Source organism: Streptomyces sp. NPDC006872 (genome assembly GCF_040635845.1).
Taxonomy (GTDB): Bacteria; Actinomycetota; Actinomycetes; order Streptomycetales; family Streptomycetaceae; genus Streptomyces.
Window position 1 is genome coordinate 218,314 of the sequence record NZ_JBEYIL010000008.1, and the last position, 15,341, is coordinate 233,654.

The following is a 15,341-nucleotide window of genomic DNA, read 5'->3' on the forward strand; positions in this document are numbered from 1 at the left end:
CACCATGAGTACTGACACCCGGCCGGCGGGCACGGAGACGAAGGGAGCGATCGAGCTGACCCTCGCCATGGTGCTCTCCGGCACCCTCGGCGTCTTCGTCATCGAGTCCGGCGCGTCGCCCTTCAACGTGGTCTTCTTCCGCTGCCTGTTCGGTACGGCCACGCTCGGCCTCTACTGCCTGGTGCGCGGTTTCTTCAAGAACCACAACTTCACCCCGAAGAAGCTCGGCCTGGCCGCACTGGGCGGTGTTTTCATCGTCTTCAACTGGGCGTTCCTCTTCGAGTCGTACGAGGACACGTCGATCTCGGTGGCGACGGTCGTCTACCACACACAGCCGTTCTACGTGATGCTGCTGGGCGCTGTGCTCTTCCGCGACAAGCTCACGGCTGCCAAGTTCGGCTGGCTGGGGGTCGCGTTCATCGGTCTGATCCTGGTGGCGGGGGTGTCCGCGGCCGACCTGACGGGCAGCGGGGACAGCGCCTATCTGACGGGGCTCGGGTACGCGCTGCTGGCTGCGGTGTTCTACGGGATCTCGACGGTCATCACCAAGCGGGTCACCGGGGTACGGCCGCATCTGGTCGCGCTGGTGCAGTTGGTGCTCGGCATCTTCCTGCTGCTGCCGTTCACCCAACTGAGCGAGATGAAGGGGCTCGGCGGCGACTGGGGCTGGCTGGTGGGCCTCGGCGTCATCCACACCTGCGTGATGTACGTCCTCATGTACTCCGCGTACCAGAAGCTGCCGACCCCGAAGATCGCCGTCCTGGCGTTCGTGTACCCGGCGGTCGCGATGCTCATGGACTGGGCGGTGTACGGGCACAGCGTGAGTCTGCTGCAGGCCCTGGGCATTCCGCTGATCGTGGCGGCGAGCCTGGGCATCAACCTCGGCTGGTCCTTCACCGGGCGCCGGGCCCCTGTCGCGCCCACCGAGGAGCCCGCACCGGCCGCCGGTGCGGCTGCCGCGTCCAAGACCGAGATCAAGACCGGAGGCACTCGATGACCCTCGTGACCGACCCCGCAGCCCCGCGGATCGCGATCGTCGGCGCCACCGGCGCTGTGGGCAACACCCTGATCGAGCTGATCGAACAGCGGGGTCTGCGCTACCGCGACATCCGGTTGGTGGCGTCGGCGCGCTCGGCCGGCACGGAGTTGAGCGTGGACGGCGTGGCCCATCCGGTGCACGCGGTGGAGGAGTTCGACTTCACCGGCGTCGATCTGGCGTTCTTCTCCGCCGGCACCGAGGCCAGTGAGCAGTGGGTGCCCAAGGCCACCGCGGCCGGCGCCGTCGTCATCGACAACACGATCGCCTTCCGCATGGACCCGGACACCCCGCTGGTGGTACCGCAGGTCAACGCCCATGAGCTGGACACCCGTCCGAAGTCGGGTGTGATCGCCAATCCGAACTGCTCGACGATTCCGCTGGTGCGGCTGCTGCAGGGCGTCGAACGACGTTACGGCGTACGCCAGGCCGTGGTCAGCACCTATCAGGCGGCTTCGGGGCTGGGGCATCCCGGTGTCGAGGAGCTGATGAACGCCAGCCGCGCGACGCTGGAGCATCCCGGGGAGGTGTATCCCAGCAAGGAGTTCTCGCCGTCGCTCGCCTTCAACGTCATTCCGAAGATCGACCGTTTCCTGGACTCCGGCTTTACGCTGGAGGAGCAGAAGATGCTCCTGGAGTCCCGCAAGATCCTCGGCATCCCTCATCTGGACGTGACCACCACGTGTGTGCGGGTACCGGTCGTCAACGGCCATTCGGAGGCCGTCTGGATCGAGACGCAGGGTGTCGTGGACCGGGCCGAGCTGGTCGAGTTGCTCGCCGCGCTGCCCGAGGTGACGGTGCACGACCGTCAGTCGCAGCATGAGTTCCCCACTCCCGCCACGATCGACGATCCGTACCGGGTGCACGTCGGCCGGATCCGGGTGAACCCGAACAACCCGCGCGCCTTCTGGCTGTGGCTGGTCGCCGACAACCTCACCATCGGTGCGGCGTTGAACGCGATCCAGATCGCCGAGGAGCTCATAGCCCGGGGGACCCTGTGACGCGACCGCCGTTGGACTCCTCGCAGCGGCCGCCGGCGGTGGTGAAGTTCGGGGGTTCCAGTTTCCGGACCCTGGCGGCGTACGGGCAACTCGCCGAGGCGCTGTCCCGGCGGGTCGAGGAGGAGAACACCCGCCTGGTGGTCGTGGTGAGCGGCCAGCCCGGTGAGACGGAGCAGTTCCGGGACCGGCTGAGCAAGGTGAATCCGCATCCCGAGGACGAGACCGTCGCGGGTCTGCTGACCCTGGCCGACACGGTGGGCGCGCAGTTGCTGGCAACGGCCCTGCACCGGGAGGGCCGTACCTCCACGGTGCTGGCGGGGCACCAGCTGGGGCTCACCACCGACTCGTCGTTCATGTGGGCGCGCTTGGAGCACACCGATCCGGAGCCGCTGCGCTCGGCCGTGCGTGAGCACGACGTGGTGGTGGTGCCGGGTGGCCAGGCCGCCGACAAGGAGGGCCGGCCGACCTGGCTGGGCAAGAACAGTTCGGATCTGTCGGCGGTGGCCGTCGCGGCGGCTGTCGGTTCGCCGCGCTGCGAGATCCATTCGGACGTCGACGGCATCTACAGCTCCGACCCACACCTGATCACCGGCGCCCGGCTGCTGAGCGAGGTCTCGTACAACACGGCGGCGCTGATGTCGTTGTACGGCGCGAAGGTGCTGCACCGTCGGGCCGTGCGGTTGGCGCAGCGCAACCGGATCGAGATCGTCTGTCGTTACAACAGACCGCCGTTTCCCGCGGGTTCGGTCATCGGCAGTGCCGGTTCCTCGGTGGCGGCGGTGGTGCTCAACCAGCGTTCGGCGGCTCTGCGGTACGAGACGGAGGAGCTCGCCGACCGCGCGTACACGGCCTTCCACGGCGCCAACATCGATGTCGTACGTCTGACCGCGGGGCCGCTGGTCGCGGTCACCGGAGGGTTCGTGGACCTTCCCGAGTTCCAGCGGCGCAGCGGTCTGGCGCCCGGCGAGTACGCGGGGGTGCCGGTGACCGCGGTGCGCGGCAGCCAGGTGGTGACCCAGCTGGCGGCCGACGAGGAGGACGCGCTGCATCTGACGCAGCGTCTGCACGATCACGTGAACCGTCCCGGCGCGGGCATCGATCCGAACGCGCCACTGCTCGAGCTGCAAGGAGTGTGAACCACATGACCGCCACCACCGACCACGGAGTGCCCGCCACGGCCGGCGTCGCCATGCCGACCTTCAGTGAGATCGCCCTGCCCGACGCGGTACGGGACGCGCTCGGCGAACAACTGCGTGGCCTGCCGGATCCGAACATCGACATCGACCGCTCGTCCGCCCGGCTGCTGCAGATCTTCGCGACGCTGCCGACCGACCTGCTGCAACAGGTCATGGACTTCGGCCGGCACATCGACACGCCAGGTGTCAGCCTCGTCAGCAACCTCCCGGTGGATCCGGTGGTGCCGGACACACCGTCCGACGGCGGGCCCAGCACCGAGAAGCGGTCGTTCGTCGCCGAGGGGGTGCTGCTCGGGCTGAGCGGTCTGCTCGGGGAGCCGTTGGGGGTGCTGACGGAGAAGGCGGGCCGGCTGATCCACGACGTCATCCCCGTCGCGGGGGGTTCACGGACCCAGACGAACCAGGGTTCGGAGGTCTTCCTCAATTTCCACAGCGACATCATGTACGACGTGATCGGCCGTTACGACGTCGCCAACCCCGACTTCCTGGTGCTGTCCTGCCTGCGTGCCGACCACGAGGGCATCGCCGGCACCTACTACGCCGATGCCCGCGACGTGTCGGCGGCGCTCGCCCCCGAGGTCCTGGAGACGCTGCGCAGTCCGCTGTTCCGGCTCAACGCCCCGGGCAGCTACGTCCGTGACGTCGCCGGCGGCCTGGATGTGCTGTCGGAACCGGTGCCGCTGATCAGCGGTCACACCGACTATCCCGAGATCGCGATCTCCGCCAACGGGGTGCAACCGCTGACCAGCGGTGCCCGCGCGGCGATGGACACCCTGCAGACGGTGTGCGGCGAGGTCGCGCACAGTGTCCGGTTGCGTCCCGGGCAGGCCCTGCTGATCAACAACCGCAAGGGGGTGCACGCGCGGTCCACGTTCACCGCCCGCTACGACGGCGGGGACCGCTGGCTGCAGCGGACCTACGTGCGCCGCAGCCTGTGGAACGTGCGCTACCGGGTCACCGAGGACAACCGCCGGGTGCACTACTGACCGGCCGCCCCACGCCATCGCACCGATCCGGTGGCGCGCCGGGCTCCCCTGAGAACCCCGTGTCACGCCGAGCGACCCTCGGCGCGGCACGGGGCTTTCGCGTGCCCGGGTCCGCCGTCGGCCGGCGGGGCTCGTGCACCCCCATGGCCGGCGGCCGGGGCGGGCCGGGGTCCTCTCGGGGGCGCCGGATGGCCTGGACCGGTCAGGCCCCTCGTGGCCAGCCGCAGGCCGGTGCCTGCGGGGTCCACGCGCCCGATGATCGACGTGTCGGCAGCAACCCGCAACGACGTGAGGGAGACCATGGGCAGGACCTTGGCGCAGAAGACGTGGGACGCCCATGTCGTGCGGCGCTCCAGTGGCGGCGACGAGCTGATGTACATCGATCTGCAGCTGCTGCACGAGGTGAACACGCCCCAGGCGTTCGACCGGCTGCGCGCGGCGAACCGTACCGTCCGCCGGCCGGACCTGACGGTGGGCACCGAGGACCACAACACGCCGACGCTGGCACTGGATCGGGTCATCAAGGACCGTGAGGGCCGCCGGCAGGCGGAGCTGATGCGCTCCAACTGTGCCGAGTTCGGGATTCCGCTGCACCGCTTCGGGGACCGGGACCAGGGCATCGTGCATGTCATCGCGCCCGAGCTGGGTCTGGTGCGGCCGGGGATGACGATCGTGTGCTGCGACTCGCACACCACCACGCTCGGCGCCTTCGGTGCACTGGCGTTCGGTATCGGGTCCAGTCAGGTCGAGCACGTGCTGGCCACCCAGACGCTGCCGATGCGGCCGCTCAGGCAGCTGTCCGTGACCGTGGACGGCGTCCTTCCGGCGGGGGTGAGCGCCAAGGACCTGGTGCTCGCGCTGATCGCCCAGGTGGGCACGGCGGGCGGGCAGGGGCACATCATCGAGTACCGCGGTGCGGTTGTGCGGGCGCTCTCGATGGAAGCTCGGATGACGCTGTGCAACATGTCGGTGGAGGCCGGGTCGCGTGCCGGGATGGTCGCCCCGGACGAGACGACCTTCGCCTACCTCGCGCGCTGCCCGGGGATGCCGCGCGGTGCCGACTGGGAGCGCGAGGTCGCGTACTGGCGCAGCCTGGCCGGTGACGACGACGCCGTCTTCGACAAGTCCGTCACCCTGGACGCGAGCATCCTGAGTCCGCAGGTGTCGTGGGGCACCAATCCCGCGCAGAGCGTCCCGCTGGAGGGACGGGTGCCCGCGCCCGCCGACTTCGCGCCGGGCGCGCAGCGCGACGCGGCGGAACGGGCGCTGGCCTACATGGATCTGACGCCGGGGACGGCGCTGCGGGACGTCGCGGTGGACACCGTCTTCCTCGGGTCGTGCACCAACAGCCGAATCGAGGATCTGCGGGCCGCCGCGGACGTGCTGCGGGGCCGGAAGGTCGCGGACGGCCTGCACATGATGATCGTGCCCGGGTCGGCGCGGGTGCGGCGGCAGGCCGTCGAAGAGGGCCTGGACCGGGTGTTCGCGGAGGCGGGCGCCGATTTCCGGGCGGGCGCGGGCTGTTCGATGTGCGCGGCTCTCAACGAGGACCGGCTGCTGCCGGGGCAGCGCGCCGCCTCCACCAACAACCGCAACTTCGAGGGCCGGCAGGGCCGCGGATCGCGCACCCACATCGTGTCGCCGGCGGTGGCCGCGGCCACCGCGGTCACCGGACGCCTGTCCTCGCCCGCCGATCTGTGAGACGAAAGGCCCGCCATGGAGAAGTTCACCGTGCACACCGGTACGGCCGTCCCGTTGCGCCGCACCGACGTCGACACCGACCAGATCATTCCCGTGCGGTTCTGTGCGAGTACCCGCCGCACCGGGCACGCGGACGCGTTGTTCGCCGACTGGCGGGCCGAGCCCGGCTTCGTCCTGGACCGGCCCGAGCGGGCGGGCGCCAGCGTTCTGGTGGCCGGTCAGGACTTCGGGACGGGGTCGTCGCGGGAGTACGCGGTATGGGCCTTGCAGGACTTCGGGTTCCGGGCCGTCGTCGCCCCTCGCTTCGGTGACATCTTCCGCGGCAACGCGCTGATGAACGGCCTGCTCACGGTCGTCGTCCCGACCGAGGCGGTGGAGCGGCTGTGGGAGCTGACGGAGGGTGATCCGCGGGTCGGGGTCACCGTCGACCTGGAGCGCCGGGAAGTGCGGTGCGCCGGTCTCGTCCAGGCCTTCGACATCGACCCGGACGTACGGCGCAGGCTGCTGGGCGGCCTCGACGGCATCGCCGACACCCTGCGGTACGAGGCGGACATCGCCCGCTACGAGGCCGGGCGCCGGCCCGCGCTGCCGGTGACGGGCACTCCTGTGACGGTGGCGTCGTGAAGCTCAACCAGTGCGCGGCGTTCGTCGCGATCGCCGACACCGGCACCTTCACCAACGCCGCGCGTGCGCTGGGCGTCAGTCAGTCCGCCGTCAGTCACGCCATCGCCGGTCTGGAGACCGAGCTGGGGGTGACGCTGATGGTGCGGGACCGCTCCGGTGTGGAGCTCACCGATGCCGGGCGCCGTGCCCTGGAGCCCGCGCGGGGCGTGGTGGCGCAGGCGGACCGGGTGCGGCGGGCGGTGCGCGGAACGGACACCGAACCCGAGGGCACCTTGCGGATAGGCACCAGTCAGAGCTTCGCGGCACGGCTGCTTCCGGCGTTGCTGTCGGAGCTGCATGTGCGCTATCCGCGGCTGCGGATCGAGCTGCGGGAGGGCGGCGACGCGCAGATCGCCCAATGGCTGCGCGGACGCGGCGTCGATCTGGGCATCGTGTCCCTGCCCAAGCGGGGTCTGGTCACGGCGCCGCTGTTGCAGGACGAGATGTTCGCGGTACTGCCGGAGCACCATCCGCTGGCCGCCCAGCGGGAGTTGCCCATCGGTGAGCTGGCCGGAGAGCCGTTTCTGATGCCGGTCGGCGGGGTCGAGACGATGGTGCGTGCCGCGTTCCGTACGGCCGGCCTCGAGCCCGAGGTCAGCCACCAGGTGCGGGACATCAACGCGCTGCTCGCGATGGTCGCCGCCGGGCTCGGCACGACGGTCATTCCCTGGCTGGCCCTGCCGCCGGCACTGCCGGAGGTGCGGCTGGTGCCGCTGTCCCCGGCGGTCGTGCGGCATCTGGGCATCGGTACGCGTCCGGGCGTCGAGGGGTCCCCGGTGGTGGGGGCCTTCGTGCACGCGGCCCGGTCCCTGGCGCTGCGCAGTGACTGGAGGAGGCTTCCCGTTGCTGTGTAGCCGGGGTGCCCGTGGGCCGCGGGCCTCCGGGCCGACGGGCGGGGGGTCAGGTCACGAGGCGGGTCGGCGCGTGCCGGACGCCGAACACGGTGCAGCCGGTCTCTGTGCTGACCTGGTGGACGCTGCCGGGCTGCTCGATGACGAGGTCGCCGGGGCGGTAGCAGTCGCCGTTGTCGTTGAGGAGCTCCCCCTCCAGGACGAGAATGACCTCGTAGCCGAGGTGTTCGTGCAGGTCGCCGTGGGCGCCGGGGGCCATGCGGGTGATCATCGCGGCGCCCGGGTCGGCGCCGTCGGTCAGGTAGAGGCGGTGCAGGTCGACGCCGACGCGACCGGGTTCCTCCCAGCGCTCCCAGGGCAGGGCGTCCAGCCCGACGGGGTCGAAGATGTCGCGCAGGACGGTCACTTGGCGTTTCTGGGGCGAGGCGGTGGGGGCGGCGGGACGGGTGACGACGGACATCGGTGTGCTCGCTTTCCGGGGGCGGGACGTGGGACGGGGGCGGGTTCGTCGTACGGGTCAGCCGGTTCGGGCCGGGAGCCGGGGCGTGGGAGCCATGGCCGGGGCGGTGACGTCCGCGGCGATGGCGTCCGCGTTCTGGACGAAGTCCGTCCAGAAGCCGGGTCTGCTGCTGCCGCCCTGCATGAACCAGCGGGTGTGCTCGGTGGGGATGCCGAGGACGTACAGGCCGCGGTCGGGCCGGCCGGTGTGGTCCACGGGGTGGAAGGGAGCGCCGGTCACGGCGACGCCGCCGGTGTCGAAGCGGTCTCCGTCCGTGCCGTGGTTGACGTACGACGTCCAGATGCCCTTGTCGCACAGGCTGCGTGTGAGGGGGTGGGGGTCGAGACGTATGTCGGGCGTGGGGACACGGGCGTCGATGACGGTGTCCACGAGGACCTCGGAGCCGCTCACGTAGGGCGAGTGGACTGCGAAGCGTCCCGACGGGTGCGGGCGGATGCGGGTGTCGGGGCCGGCCACGCGCAGGACCCCGCAGCGCAGCAGGGCGTCGACCTGTCGCAGCCGCCGGCGCGGGGGCCCCGCGGCGAGGAAGGAACTGCGCGGGACGTACCAGCCGAGGAACTCCTCGCGGTGCGAGACGGGGGTCAGGCCCGCGAAGTCGACGAGGGAGCGGATCACGGCGCGGGAGTCGCGGATGACGTCGAGAGCGGCCTTGAGCGGGTCGTCGACGTTGCCGGTGTCAGCGTGCGCCAGGTCTTCGGCCAGTGCGTCGGTCAGGGCCCGGGTGAACTCCTCGGGTCCGGCGAAGTGCCGGCCGGCGAAGGGGCGGGCCTGGGCGTCCAGGTCGATGCGGGGCACGTCGCCGAGGCCGTGTCCGGCGGCGACGGCAGGGACGTCCGGTACGCCGCTCCGGGCGGCGGCGACGACCTCCGCCTCGAGCGCGGCGGCCTTGCCCGGCTCTCCGCGGGCGGTCAAAGTCGTGGCGTAGTAGACGAGTTCGACCTCGGCGAGCAGCCATGGCAGGGCGTGGTCGGCGAAGGAGAGCGCGCCGCGGCGGCCGCGGGCCAGGACCCGTTCGGTGGTGAACAGCACGTGGCGGTGGCGGTGGTCGTGGTGTTTCTGGTTACGGCCGCGGGCGGGCAGTGGCATCCCGCTGCGGGAGCCGGCCACGATGACGGGTTCGCTGCCGCCGGGCCGGTAGACGAGCCGGCCGGCGTCCTCGTCGTAGTGTCCGCCGCGGCCCTCGGTGAGCGCGGCCATCACGTCGTAGAAGGACAGGCCGAGTCCGAGGACGCCGACCGTCGACCCGGCGGGTATCTCGTCCAGGGGCATGTCGGCGCCACTGTCCCCCGCGATGTGGCGCAGGCCGGGATGGCGGGCGGCATGGGCGGCGAGGCGGCGCTGGTTGCCGGTGAGTTCGGGGCTGGTGTGTCCGGTGGTCAGCACGACGCGGTCGGCGGTGAGGTGGGTGCCGCCCCGGAGGGTGAGCCGGTATCCGTCGGCGGTGTGCTGGAGCGCGTCCACCGTCGCGTATACCGGGATCAGCCGCACTCTTTCGGGGAGATTCTTTCCGATCGCATCGAGAAGAAACTGCATATAGCGTCCGTGGAGGGCGCGCGGTGCGTAACTGTTGGGCCCCGGGTATTCCGGGTCGACGGAACTCCACCACTGGGCGAGCGAAGGGCCGGCGCCGGGTCTGGCGGGGCCGCCGTCGGGTGGGCCGGAGAACGCGGAGACCTCGTCGGCGACGGTGTTCATCAGGAACCATCGCGGCTGGTCGGTGCGCCAGATGCGGCCGGTGCCGACCCGGTGGGAGTCGATGAGGTAGATCTCCACGGCCTCGTGGAGCGGTCCTTCGGCGAGGCGCGCCGCCATGCGTTCGAGGACGGAGACCCCACGCGGCCCACTGCCGACGATTGCCACTTTCATTTGTACCCCTTCCGGGAATCGGATTTCCGCCCTCTCGCATTCCGAAGGTAGGAGTTTCGACATCCGGGTTCAACACTGATTCATTGATTCATCGCATGAGTGTTTCTCATGCAATTCACGAGCGGAAGGAAAGAGAAGAAAATGGACTGGGCTGGGACACCGCAGCGGGGCCCGGGCGAGCGCCCCGCGCTGCTCGTACTGGACCTCATCAACGAGATCGTCCATCCGAACGGCAAGTACGCGGCCGACGGTTACGGCGCGCAGGCGCGTGAGCGGGGTGTCCTGGCCAGGGCCGCCGACGCGATCCGGCGGGCCCGCGCCGCGGACATACCGGTGATCTACGTCGTCGTCGGCTTCTCCCCGGGGTATCCGGAGTGGCCGGCCGGGTCCCCGGTCTTCGAGAAGGCGAAGGACGACGGCCGTCTGGTCCTGGGTTCCTGGGCGACGCGGGTGCACGACGCACTCGCGCCGCGGCCCGGGGAACCGGTGGTCGTCAAGCACCGCATCAGCCCGTTCCACGGCACGAACCTGGAGGTGCTGTTGCGTACGGCGGGCATCGACACGCTGCTGCTCACCGGCGTCTCCACGGAGCTGGTGGTGCTCACCACCGCGCAGGCCGCCCATGACCGGGACTACCGCGTGCGGGTCCTCGAGGACGCGACTCTGGCGGGCGACGCCGAGATCCACGAAGCCGCGCTGAAGATCCTGTCCCGGATCTCGACGGTCAGCACGGTCGCCGAGGCGCTGCCTGCCGCCCGGCCGGTCTCCGCCGCCGAGCGGCAGGGCACTCGGTCATGAGGGCGCGAGCCGCGGCCCGTTTCCACGCCGTCGAGGAGTCGGCGACGTACGCGGTCTTCGACATGGTGGCGCGGATGCGCGCGCAGGGTCTGGAGGTGGTGGACCTGGGCGGCGGTGAGCCGGACTTCGACACCGCCGGCCATGTCGTGGACGAGGCGGTCGACGCGCTGCGCGACGGTTTCACGCACTACACGCCGAGCCGCGGGCTGCCCGCGCTGCTGCGAGCGGTCTCGGCGAAGCTCGCCGGGGACAACGGGGTCGTGGCGGACGCGGCCACCGACATCGTCGTCACGCCGTCGGCGAAGCACGCCCTGTTCGCCGCGCTGGTGACGGTGCTCGATCCCGGCGACGAGCTGCTCGTGCCGACGCCGAGCTGGGTCAGCTACACGGAGATGGCGCGACTGATCGGCGCGCGGCCCGTGCAGGTCGCCCTCGACGGCGCGGACAGCTTCCGGATCACGGCGGAACTGCTGGAGCGGCATGTCTCCCCGCGGACGAAGGCACTGCTGGTCAACTCGCCGAACAATCCCACGGGCCGGTCGCTGACCGCCGAGGAGGCGGCCGTGATCGCCCGGTTCGCGCAGGAGCACGACGTCCTGCTGATCTCGGACGAGATCTACGAGAAGATCCTCTACGACGGCCGCGCCCATCTCAGCCTGGCCGCGCAGCCGGGCTGCGCCGACCGCACCATCACGGTGAACGGCTTCTCCAAGGGCTACGCGATGACCGGCTGGCGCCTGGGCTACGCGGCCGGGCCCACCGATCTGATGGCGCAACTGCTGAAGGTGCAGCAGCACACGGTGGGCTGCACGGCGTCGTTCGTGCAGCGCGGCGGGATCGCCGCGCTGACCGGCTCGCAGGAGCCGGTCGAGTGGATGACCGCGCAGTACGCGGCCCGCCGGGATCTCATCGTGCGGGGGCTGAACTCGCTGCCCGGGGTGTCCTGTTCGCCGCCCGACGGGGCGTTCTACGCCTTCGCCGACGTACGCGGCACGGGGTTCGCGGACTCGGCGTCGTTCGCGCGGTGGCTGCTGCGGGAGGCGGGAGTGGCCGTGATGCCGGGTTCCGCGTTCGGGCCGGGCGGTGAGGGCTTCGTCCGGCTGTCGTTCGCGACGTCGCCCAAGGTGCTGCAGACGGCGCTGGACCGCATGGCGCGGGCGCTGGCCGACCGGGGCTGACGGGCTGCGCGAAAGCCGCGGCTCACGTGGTGCGTCCGGGAGCGCGACGCCGGACGCCCACGGCCAGCACGGCGCCGACGGCGAAGGCCGTCGCCGCGATGCCTGCCGACAGACGCAGCCCCGAGGTGAAGTCGCCCGCCGCGGCGGCGAGGGTGCCGAACAGGGCCACCCCGACGGCGCTGCCGACCTGCCGGGCGACGTTGAAGACGGCGGAGGCGATGCCCGCGCCGGAGACGGGGGCGGTCTCGATGATGGCGGCGGTGGCGGCGAGGGCGGTCATCGTCTGACCCAGCCCGGTGGCGATCAGGGCGAACAGCAGGACCGGGTACGGGGTGTCGGGCCGGGCGGTCAGCCAGCCGAGGAAGCCCACGGCGCCCAGGGCGAGCCCGCCGGCCATCGGGACGTAGGGGCCGGTGCGGGGGGCCAGGCGGCTGAAGAGCGGGGCCGCGACGAGTCCCATGCACACCGACGGCAGCAGGGCCAGGCCGGTGGCCAGGACGGTGAAGCCGCGCTCCTGCTGGAAGTAGAGGGTGGTCAGAAAGAGCATGCCGTAATAGCCGAGGCTGATCAGCAGGCCGATCGTGGCGGTCGCGGTGAAGGCGCCCGAGCGGAACAGAGACGGCGGCAGCAGTGGCGCACGTCGGCCGCGTCCGGCCCGTTCGCGTGCTTCCAGGGTGCGTTCGACCAGTGCGAAGGCGGTCAGGCAGGCCACGCCCGTCCCGAACGCCGCCAGGACCGGCGGGGAGGTCCAGCCGTGTGAGCCGGCCTCGTTGAGGCCGCCGGCCAGGGCGACGAGGCCGACGATGCCGAGCACCTGGCCGGCCGGGTCCATGCGGCGGGCGGGCGTCTTGCGGGCGGTGGCCGGGACGTGGCGGAGGGTCAGGGCGACAGCGAGCGCGGCGACCGGCAGGTTCAGCCAGAACACGGAGCGCCAGTCGAGCCCGGAGACGAGGAGGCCGCCCACCGCGGGCCCGGCGCCGAACGCGATCGACGCGACGGCCCCCCACACGGCGATGGCCCGGGCCCGCACCGCGCGGTCGGGGTAGGTGGCCTGGAGCAGCGCGAGCGAGGCGGGCACGAGCAGGGCGGCGCCGGCGCCCTGGGCGAGGCGTCCGGCGATCAGGGTGCCGGAGTCACCGGCCAGGCCGCAGACCAGGGAGGCCGCGGTGAAGACGCCGAGCCCGGTGAGGAACATGCGGCGGTGGCCGAGCCGGTCGGCGAGCCCGCCGCCCAGAAGCAGCAGCCCGGCAAAGACGGTGCTGTAGCCGTCGACGATCCACTGGAGGGCGGAGGGCCCGGTGTCGAGGGCGGTGCGGATCTCGGGGACGGCGACGTTGACGACGGTGACGTCCAGCATCACCAGGAAGTAGCCGAGGCTGAGGGCGATCAGCGGGGGCAGGAAGAGGGCGGGCGGGCCGGCCGGGGCGGGCGAGGAGGCGGCAGCGGCGCGCGGTACGACGGTCCGCCCGTCTTCGGGGGTGAGGTCGGTGGTGGTCATGGCGCCAGCTTCGACGCCAGATGCTTCGCCACAGGACGAAGTGTCGTTGTCGTACGGTGGTGTCATGCCGAACACCAGCCGTACCACGGGGGCATCCGCCCGCGGCGCGGGCGCGTCACGGCGCCCGGGCCCCGCATCCGATGAGCACCCCGGTGCGCCGCTCAAGCACCAGACCGACATCGCCCGCGCCGCGGCCCTCATCGCCGATCCCTCGCGCGCCCGCATCCTGAAGTGCCTGGCCGACGGCCGCGCCCTGCCGGCGAGCGCGTTGGCCGGTGAGGCGGGGGTCACCGCCGCCACGGCCAGCGCACACCTCGCCAAGCTGGTCGAGGGAGAGTTCGTCACCGTCGAGGCGCGGGGCCGGCACCGCTACTACCGGCTGTTCGGGCCGGACGTGAGCGCCGCGCTGGAGGCGCTCGCCCTGATCGCCCCGCCGCTGGCCATCACGTCCCTGAAGCAGAGCAGCCGCACCAACGCCCTGCACCGCTCCCGCACCTGCTACGACCATCTGGCCGGACGGCTCGGCGTCGCCCTGATGCAGTCGCTGCTCGACCTCGGGGTACTCACCGGCCACGACGGCATCCACCGGCCCGCCGAGGCGGTACGGGACAGGCCGTCGTCGTACGGCCGCGACATCGTCTACGAACTCTCCGGCGAGGGCCCGTCGATCCTCGCCGAACTGGGCGTCGACACGGGCCGGTTGCCGCCGCGCCGCCCTGCGGTCCGCTACTGCGTCGACTGGAGCGAGCACCAGCACCACCTCGCGGGCGGGCTCGGCGCGGCCCTCACCGCGCGTCTGTTCGACCTCGGCTGGGTGCGCTGGGGCGCCGCGCCGCGCGTGGTGCACCTGACGGACGAGGGCGCCGCCGGCCTGGAGCGGACTCTGGGGCTCGTGGTCGGGTGAGCGGGCCCGGCCTCCACTTCGGTGGAGGCGCGGTACGACATCGGCGGACGCGGTGGACGGAGCCTCCTCCGAAGGCCGATGTGCGGCGGCGGCGCGGCGGCGAGGCTCGGGGGCATGGAACCCATCTATGTACTGTCCGGGCCGCAGCGCGAGCAACTGACCACGGTGCTGCGCTCCGTGGCCAAGAACCCGTACGAGGACTACGAGGGCTTCTCGCGTGCCGTCGGCGACCTGATCGCACGGGGCGAGGTGCCCGCCTTCTTCGCCGACGTCTGTGCCCGCATCCACCACGACCGGGCGACGGGCGCCTCCGACGCGCACGCGCTGCGCAACTGCCCGCTGGACGAGGACATCCCCCTGCTGGACCTGGACGACCCGGTCGCGGACAAGCACGCGCGGAAGAAGACGTTCATCGGCGAGGCGTTCCTGGAGCTCTTCGCCCAGCTGGTGAAGACTCCACTGCTGTCCTACGCCACCCGATTCAACGGGGACTTCTTCACCGACGTCGTCGCCATCAACCGCTACAGCGGGATGCAGACGGGATTCAGCGACAGCGAACTCGTCTACCACAACGACCGCACGGCCCATCCCGTGCGGGCGGACTTCATCTCGCTGCTCGGCATGCACTGCCCTGAAGGCGAGTTCATCTACACCGGGTTCGTCGACGGGCGTGACCTGCTCGCGCATCTGACGGACGAGGAACAGCGGCAGCTCAGGACGGCCCAGTTCGTCACGCCGTTCGACGTGTTCTCGCGGGACAACAACAAGGAACTGACCGTCTCCGAGGTCCACCCGATCCTGGAGAACCACCACAGCTTCCGCTACCTGGACACGTGCACGACGGCCGCGCCGGGCGCTCCCGAGTCCGCGAAGGACGCGCTGCTGGCGCTCAAGGACGCGCTGGTGCGTGCGGACAAGACCCGTCACCGCATCCGCACCGGTGACCTGTTCGTCTTCGCCAACCAGGACGGGCTGCACAGCCGCGACAAGATGGAGATCAACGATGCGGCGCGGGCGCGACAGCGCTGGCTGTTGAAAACGTACGCCTTCCGCGACGAAGCGGCCGCCGAACGGCACGCGGACCGCTGGCTGGACGGGGTGCGCGGACGCGTGGGCGACTGACGTCCCGGGCGCGCCGGTCCA

The 15,341-nt window shown here is 71.3% G+C and carries 14 protein-coding genes; 11 read left to right on the forward strand and 3 right to left on the reverse strand.

Annotation, left to right across the window (positions count from 1 at the left end):
* Positions 1 to 4: 4 nt before the first annotated feature.
* The 7 genes from ABZ725_RS24635 (at position 5) to ABZ725_RS24665 (ending at position 7,437) form a co-directional block, all read left to right on the forward strand.
* A complete protein-coding gene (locus tag ABZ725_RS24635; protein WP_358804732.1) occupies positions 5 to 997 on the forward strand; it encodes a DMT family transporter in 993 nt (330 codons plus the stop codon).
* The gene (locus tag ABZ725_RS24640; RefSeq protein WP_358804733.1) at positions 994 to 2,037 is read left to right on the forward strand and encodes an aspartate-semialdehyde dehydrogenase; all 1,044 of its coding nucleotides are present in this window, start codon (positions 994 to 996) and stop codon (positions 2,035 to 2,037) included. The genes ABZ725_RS24635 and ABZ725_RS24640 overlap by 4 nt, the downstream gene beginning before the upstream one ends.
* Entirely contained in the window at positions 2,034 to 3,173 is a 1,140-nt protein-coding gene (locus ABZ725_RS24645) for an aspartate kinase (RefSeq protein ID WP_358804734.1), read from the forward strand. The genes ABZ725_RS24640 and ABZ725_RS24645 overlap by 4 nt, the downstream gene beginning before the upstream one ends.
* Before the next feature lie 5 nt (positions 3,174 to 3,178).
* Positions 3,179 to 4,219: a TauD/TfdA family dioxygenase gene (locus ABZ725_RS24650; protein WP_358804735.1), complete on the forward strand. Its 1,041-nt coding sequence runs from the start codon at positions 3,179 to 3,181 to the stop codon at positions 4,217 to 4,219.
* 300 nt (positions 4,220 to 4,519) lie between these two features.
* Positions 4,520 to 5,920 carry a 3-isopropylmalate dehydratase large subunit gene (gene leuC, locus ABZ725_RS24655; protein WP_358804736.1) on the forward strand — a complete coding sequence of 467 codons (1,401 nt, stop codon included), beginning with the start codon at positions 4,520 to 4,522 and terminating at the stop codon, positions 5,918 to 5,920.
* A gap of 15 nt (positions 5,921 to 5,935) precedes the next feature.
* Complete coding sequence (gene leuD / locus ABZ725_RS24660) at positions 5,936 to 6,544, forward strand: 3-isopropylmalate dehydratase small subunit (RefSeq protein ID WP_358804737.1); 609 nt, start codon at positions 5,936 to 5,938, stop codon at positions 6,542 to 6,544.
* Positions 6,541 to 7,437, forward strand: a complete 897-nt coding sequence (locus tag ABZ725_RS24665; protein ID WP_358804738.1) for a LysR family transcriptional regulator — start codon at positions 6,541 to 6,543, stop codon at positions 7,435 to 7,437. Before leuD ends, ABZ725_RS24665 begins: the two co-directional genes overlap by 4 nt.
* Before the next feature lie 46 nt (positions 7,438 to 7,483).
* On the opposite strand, the gene ABZ725_RS24670 is transcribed toward ABZ725_RS24665, so the two are convergent.
* On the reverse strand, positions 7,484 to 7,894 hold the full coding sequence (locus ABZ725_RS24670) for a cupin domain-containing protein (protein ID WP_351911469.1): 411 nt from the start codon (positions 7,892 to 7,894) through the stop codon (positions 7,484 to 7,486).
* Between the two features lie 57 nt (positions 7,895 to 7,951).
* Entirely contained in the window at positions 7,952 to 9,820 is a 1,869-nt protein-coding gene (locus tag ABZ725_RS24675; protein WP_358804739.1) for an FAD/NAD(P)-binding protein, read from the reverse strand.
* A 141-nt stretch (positions 9,821 to 9,961) separates the two neighbouring features.
* On the opposite strand from ABZ725_RS24675, the gene ABZ725_RS24680 reads away from it, so the two are divergent.
* On the forward strand, positions 9,962 to 10,618 hold the full coding sequence (locus ABZ725_RS24680; protein ID WP_351911467.1) for an isochorismatase family cysteine hydrolase: 657 nt from the start codon (positions 9,962 to 9,964) through the stop codon (positions 10,616 to 10,618).
* A complete protein-coding gene (locus tag ABZ725_RS24685; RefSeq protein ID WP_358804740.1) occupies positions 10,615 to 11,796 on the forward strand; it encodes a pyridoxal phosphate-dependent aminotransferase in 1,182 nt (393 codons plus the stop codon). The genes ABZ725_RS24680 and ABZ725_RS24685 overlap by 4 nt, the downstream gene beginning before the upstream one ends.
* 22 nt (positions 11,797 to 11,818) lie before the next feature.
* Here the strand turns inward: ABZ725_RS24685 and ABZ725_RS24690 are convergent, their stop codons facing one another.
* Positions 11,819 to 13,294 carry an MFS transporter gene (locus ABZ725_RS24690; RefSeq protein WP_358804741.1) on the reverse strand — a complete coding sequence of 492 codons (1,476 nt, stop codon included), beginning with the start codon at positions 13,292 to 13,294 and terminating at the stop codon, positions 11,819 to 11,821.
* Positions 13,295 to 13,358: 64 nt separating this feature from the next.
* Between ABZ725_RS24690 and ABZ725_RS24695 the strand changes: the two genes are divergently transcribed.
* Complete coding sequence (locus ABZ725_RS24695; RefSeq protein ID WP_358804742.1) at positions 13,359 to 14,198, forward strand: winged helix-turn-helix domain-containing protein; 840 nt, start codon at positions 13,359 to 13,361, stop codon at positions 14,196 to 14,198.
* A gap of 114 nt (positions 14,199 to 14,312) precedes the next feature.
* On the forward strand, positions 14,313 to 15,320 hold the full coding sequence (locus tag ABZ725_RS24700) for a TauD/TfdA family dioxygenase (RefSeq protein ID WP_358804743.1): 1,008 nt from the start codon (positions 14,313 to 14,315) through the stop codon (positions 15,318 to 15,320).
* Positions 15,321 to 15,341 lie beyond the last annotated feature (21 nt).

Bases quoted from the DNA above. Each gene is read 5' to 3' on its own strand.
- ABZ725_RS24685 (WP_358804740.1), top strand. From the start codon at position 10,615: ATGAGGGCGCGAGCCGCGGCCCGTTTCCACGCCGTCGAGGAGTCGGCG.
- ABZ725_RS24690 (WP_358804741.1), bottom strand. From the start codon at position 13,294: ATGACCACCACCGACCTCACCCCCGAAGACGGGCGGACCGTCGTACCG.
- ABZ725_RS24640 (WP_358804733.1), top strand. From the start codon at position 994: ATGACCCTCGTGACCGACCCCGCAGCCCCGCGGATCGCGATCGTCGGC.
- ABZ725_RS24695 (WP_358804742.1), top strand. From the start codon at position 13,359: ATGCCGAACACCAGCCGTACCACGGGGGCATCCGCCCGCGGCGCGGGC.
- ABZ725_RS24670 (WP_351911469.1), bottom strand. From the start codon at position 7,894: ATGTCCGTCGTCACCCGTCCCGCCGCCCCCACCGCCTCGCCCCAGAAA.
- ABZ725_RS24675 (WP_358804739.1), bottom strand. From the start codon at position 9,820: ATGAAAGTGGCAATCGTCGGCAGTGGGCCGCGTGGGGTCTCCGTCCTC.
- leuD (WP_358804737.1), top strand. From the start codon at position 5,936: ATGGAGAAGTTCACCGTGCACACCGGTACGGCCGTCCCGTTGCGCCGC.
- ABZ725_RS24635 (WP_358804732.1), top strand. From the start codon at position 5: ATGAGTACTGACACCCGGCCGGCGGGCACGGAGACGAAGGGAGCGATC.
- ABZ725_RS24700 (WP_358804743.1), top strand. From the start codon at position 14,313: ATGGAACCCATCTATGTACTGTCCGGGCCGCAGCGCGAGCAACTGACC.
- ABZ725_RS24650 (WP_358804735.1), top strand. From the start codon at position 3,179: ATGACCGCCACCACCGACCACGGAGTGCCCGCCACGGCCGGCGTCGCC.
- leuC (WP_358804736.1), top strand. From the start codon at position 4,520: ATGGGCAGGACCTTGGCGCAGAAGACGTGGGACGCCCATGTCGTGCGG.
- ABZ725_RS24680 (WP_351911467.1), top strand. From the start codon at position 9,962: ATGGACTGGGCTGGGACACCGCAGCGGGGCCCGGGCGAGCGCCCCGCG.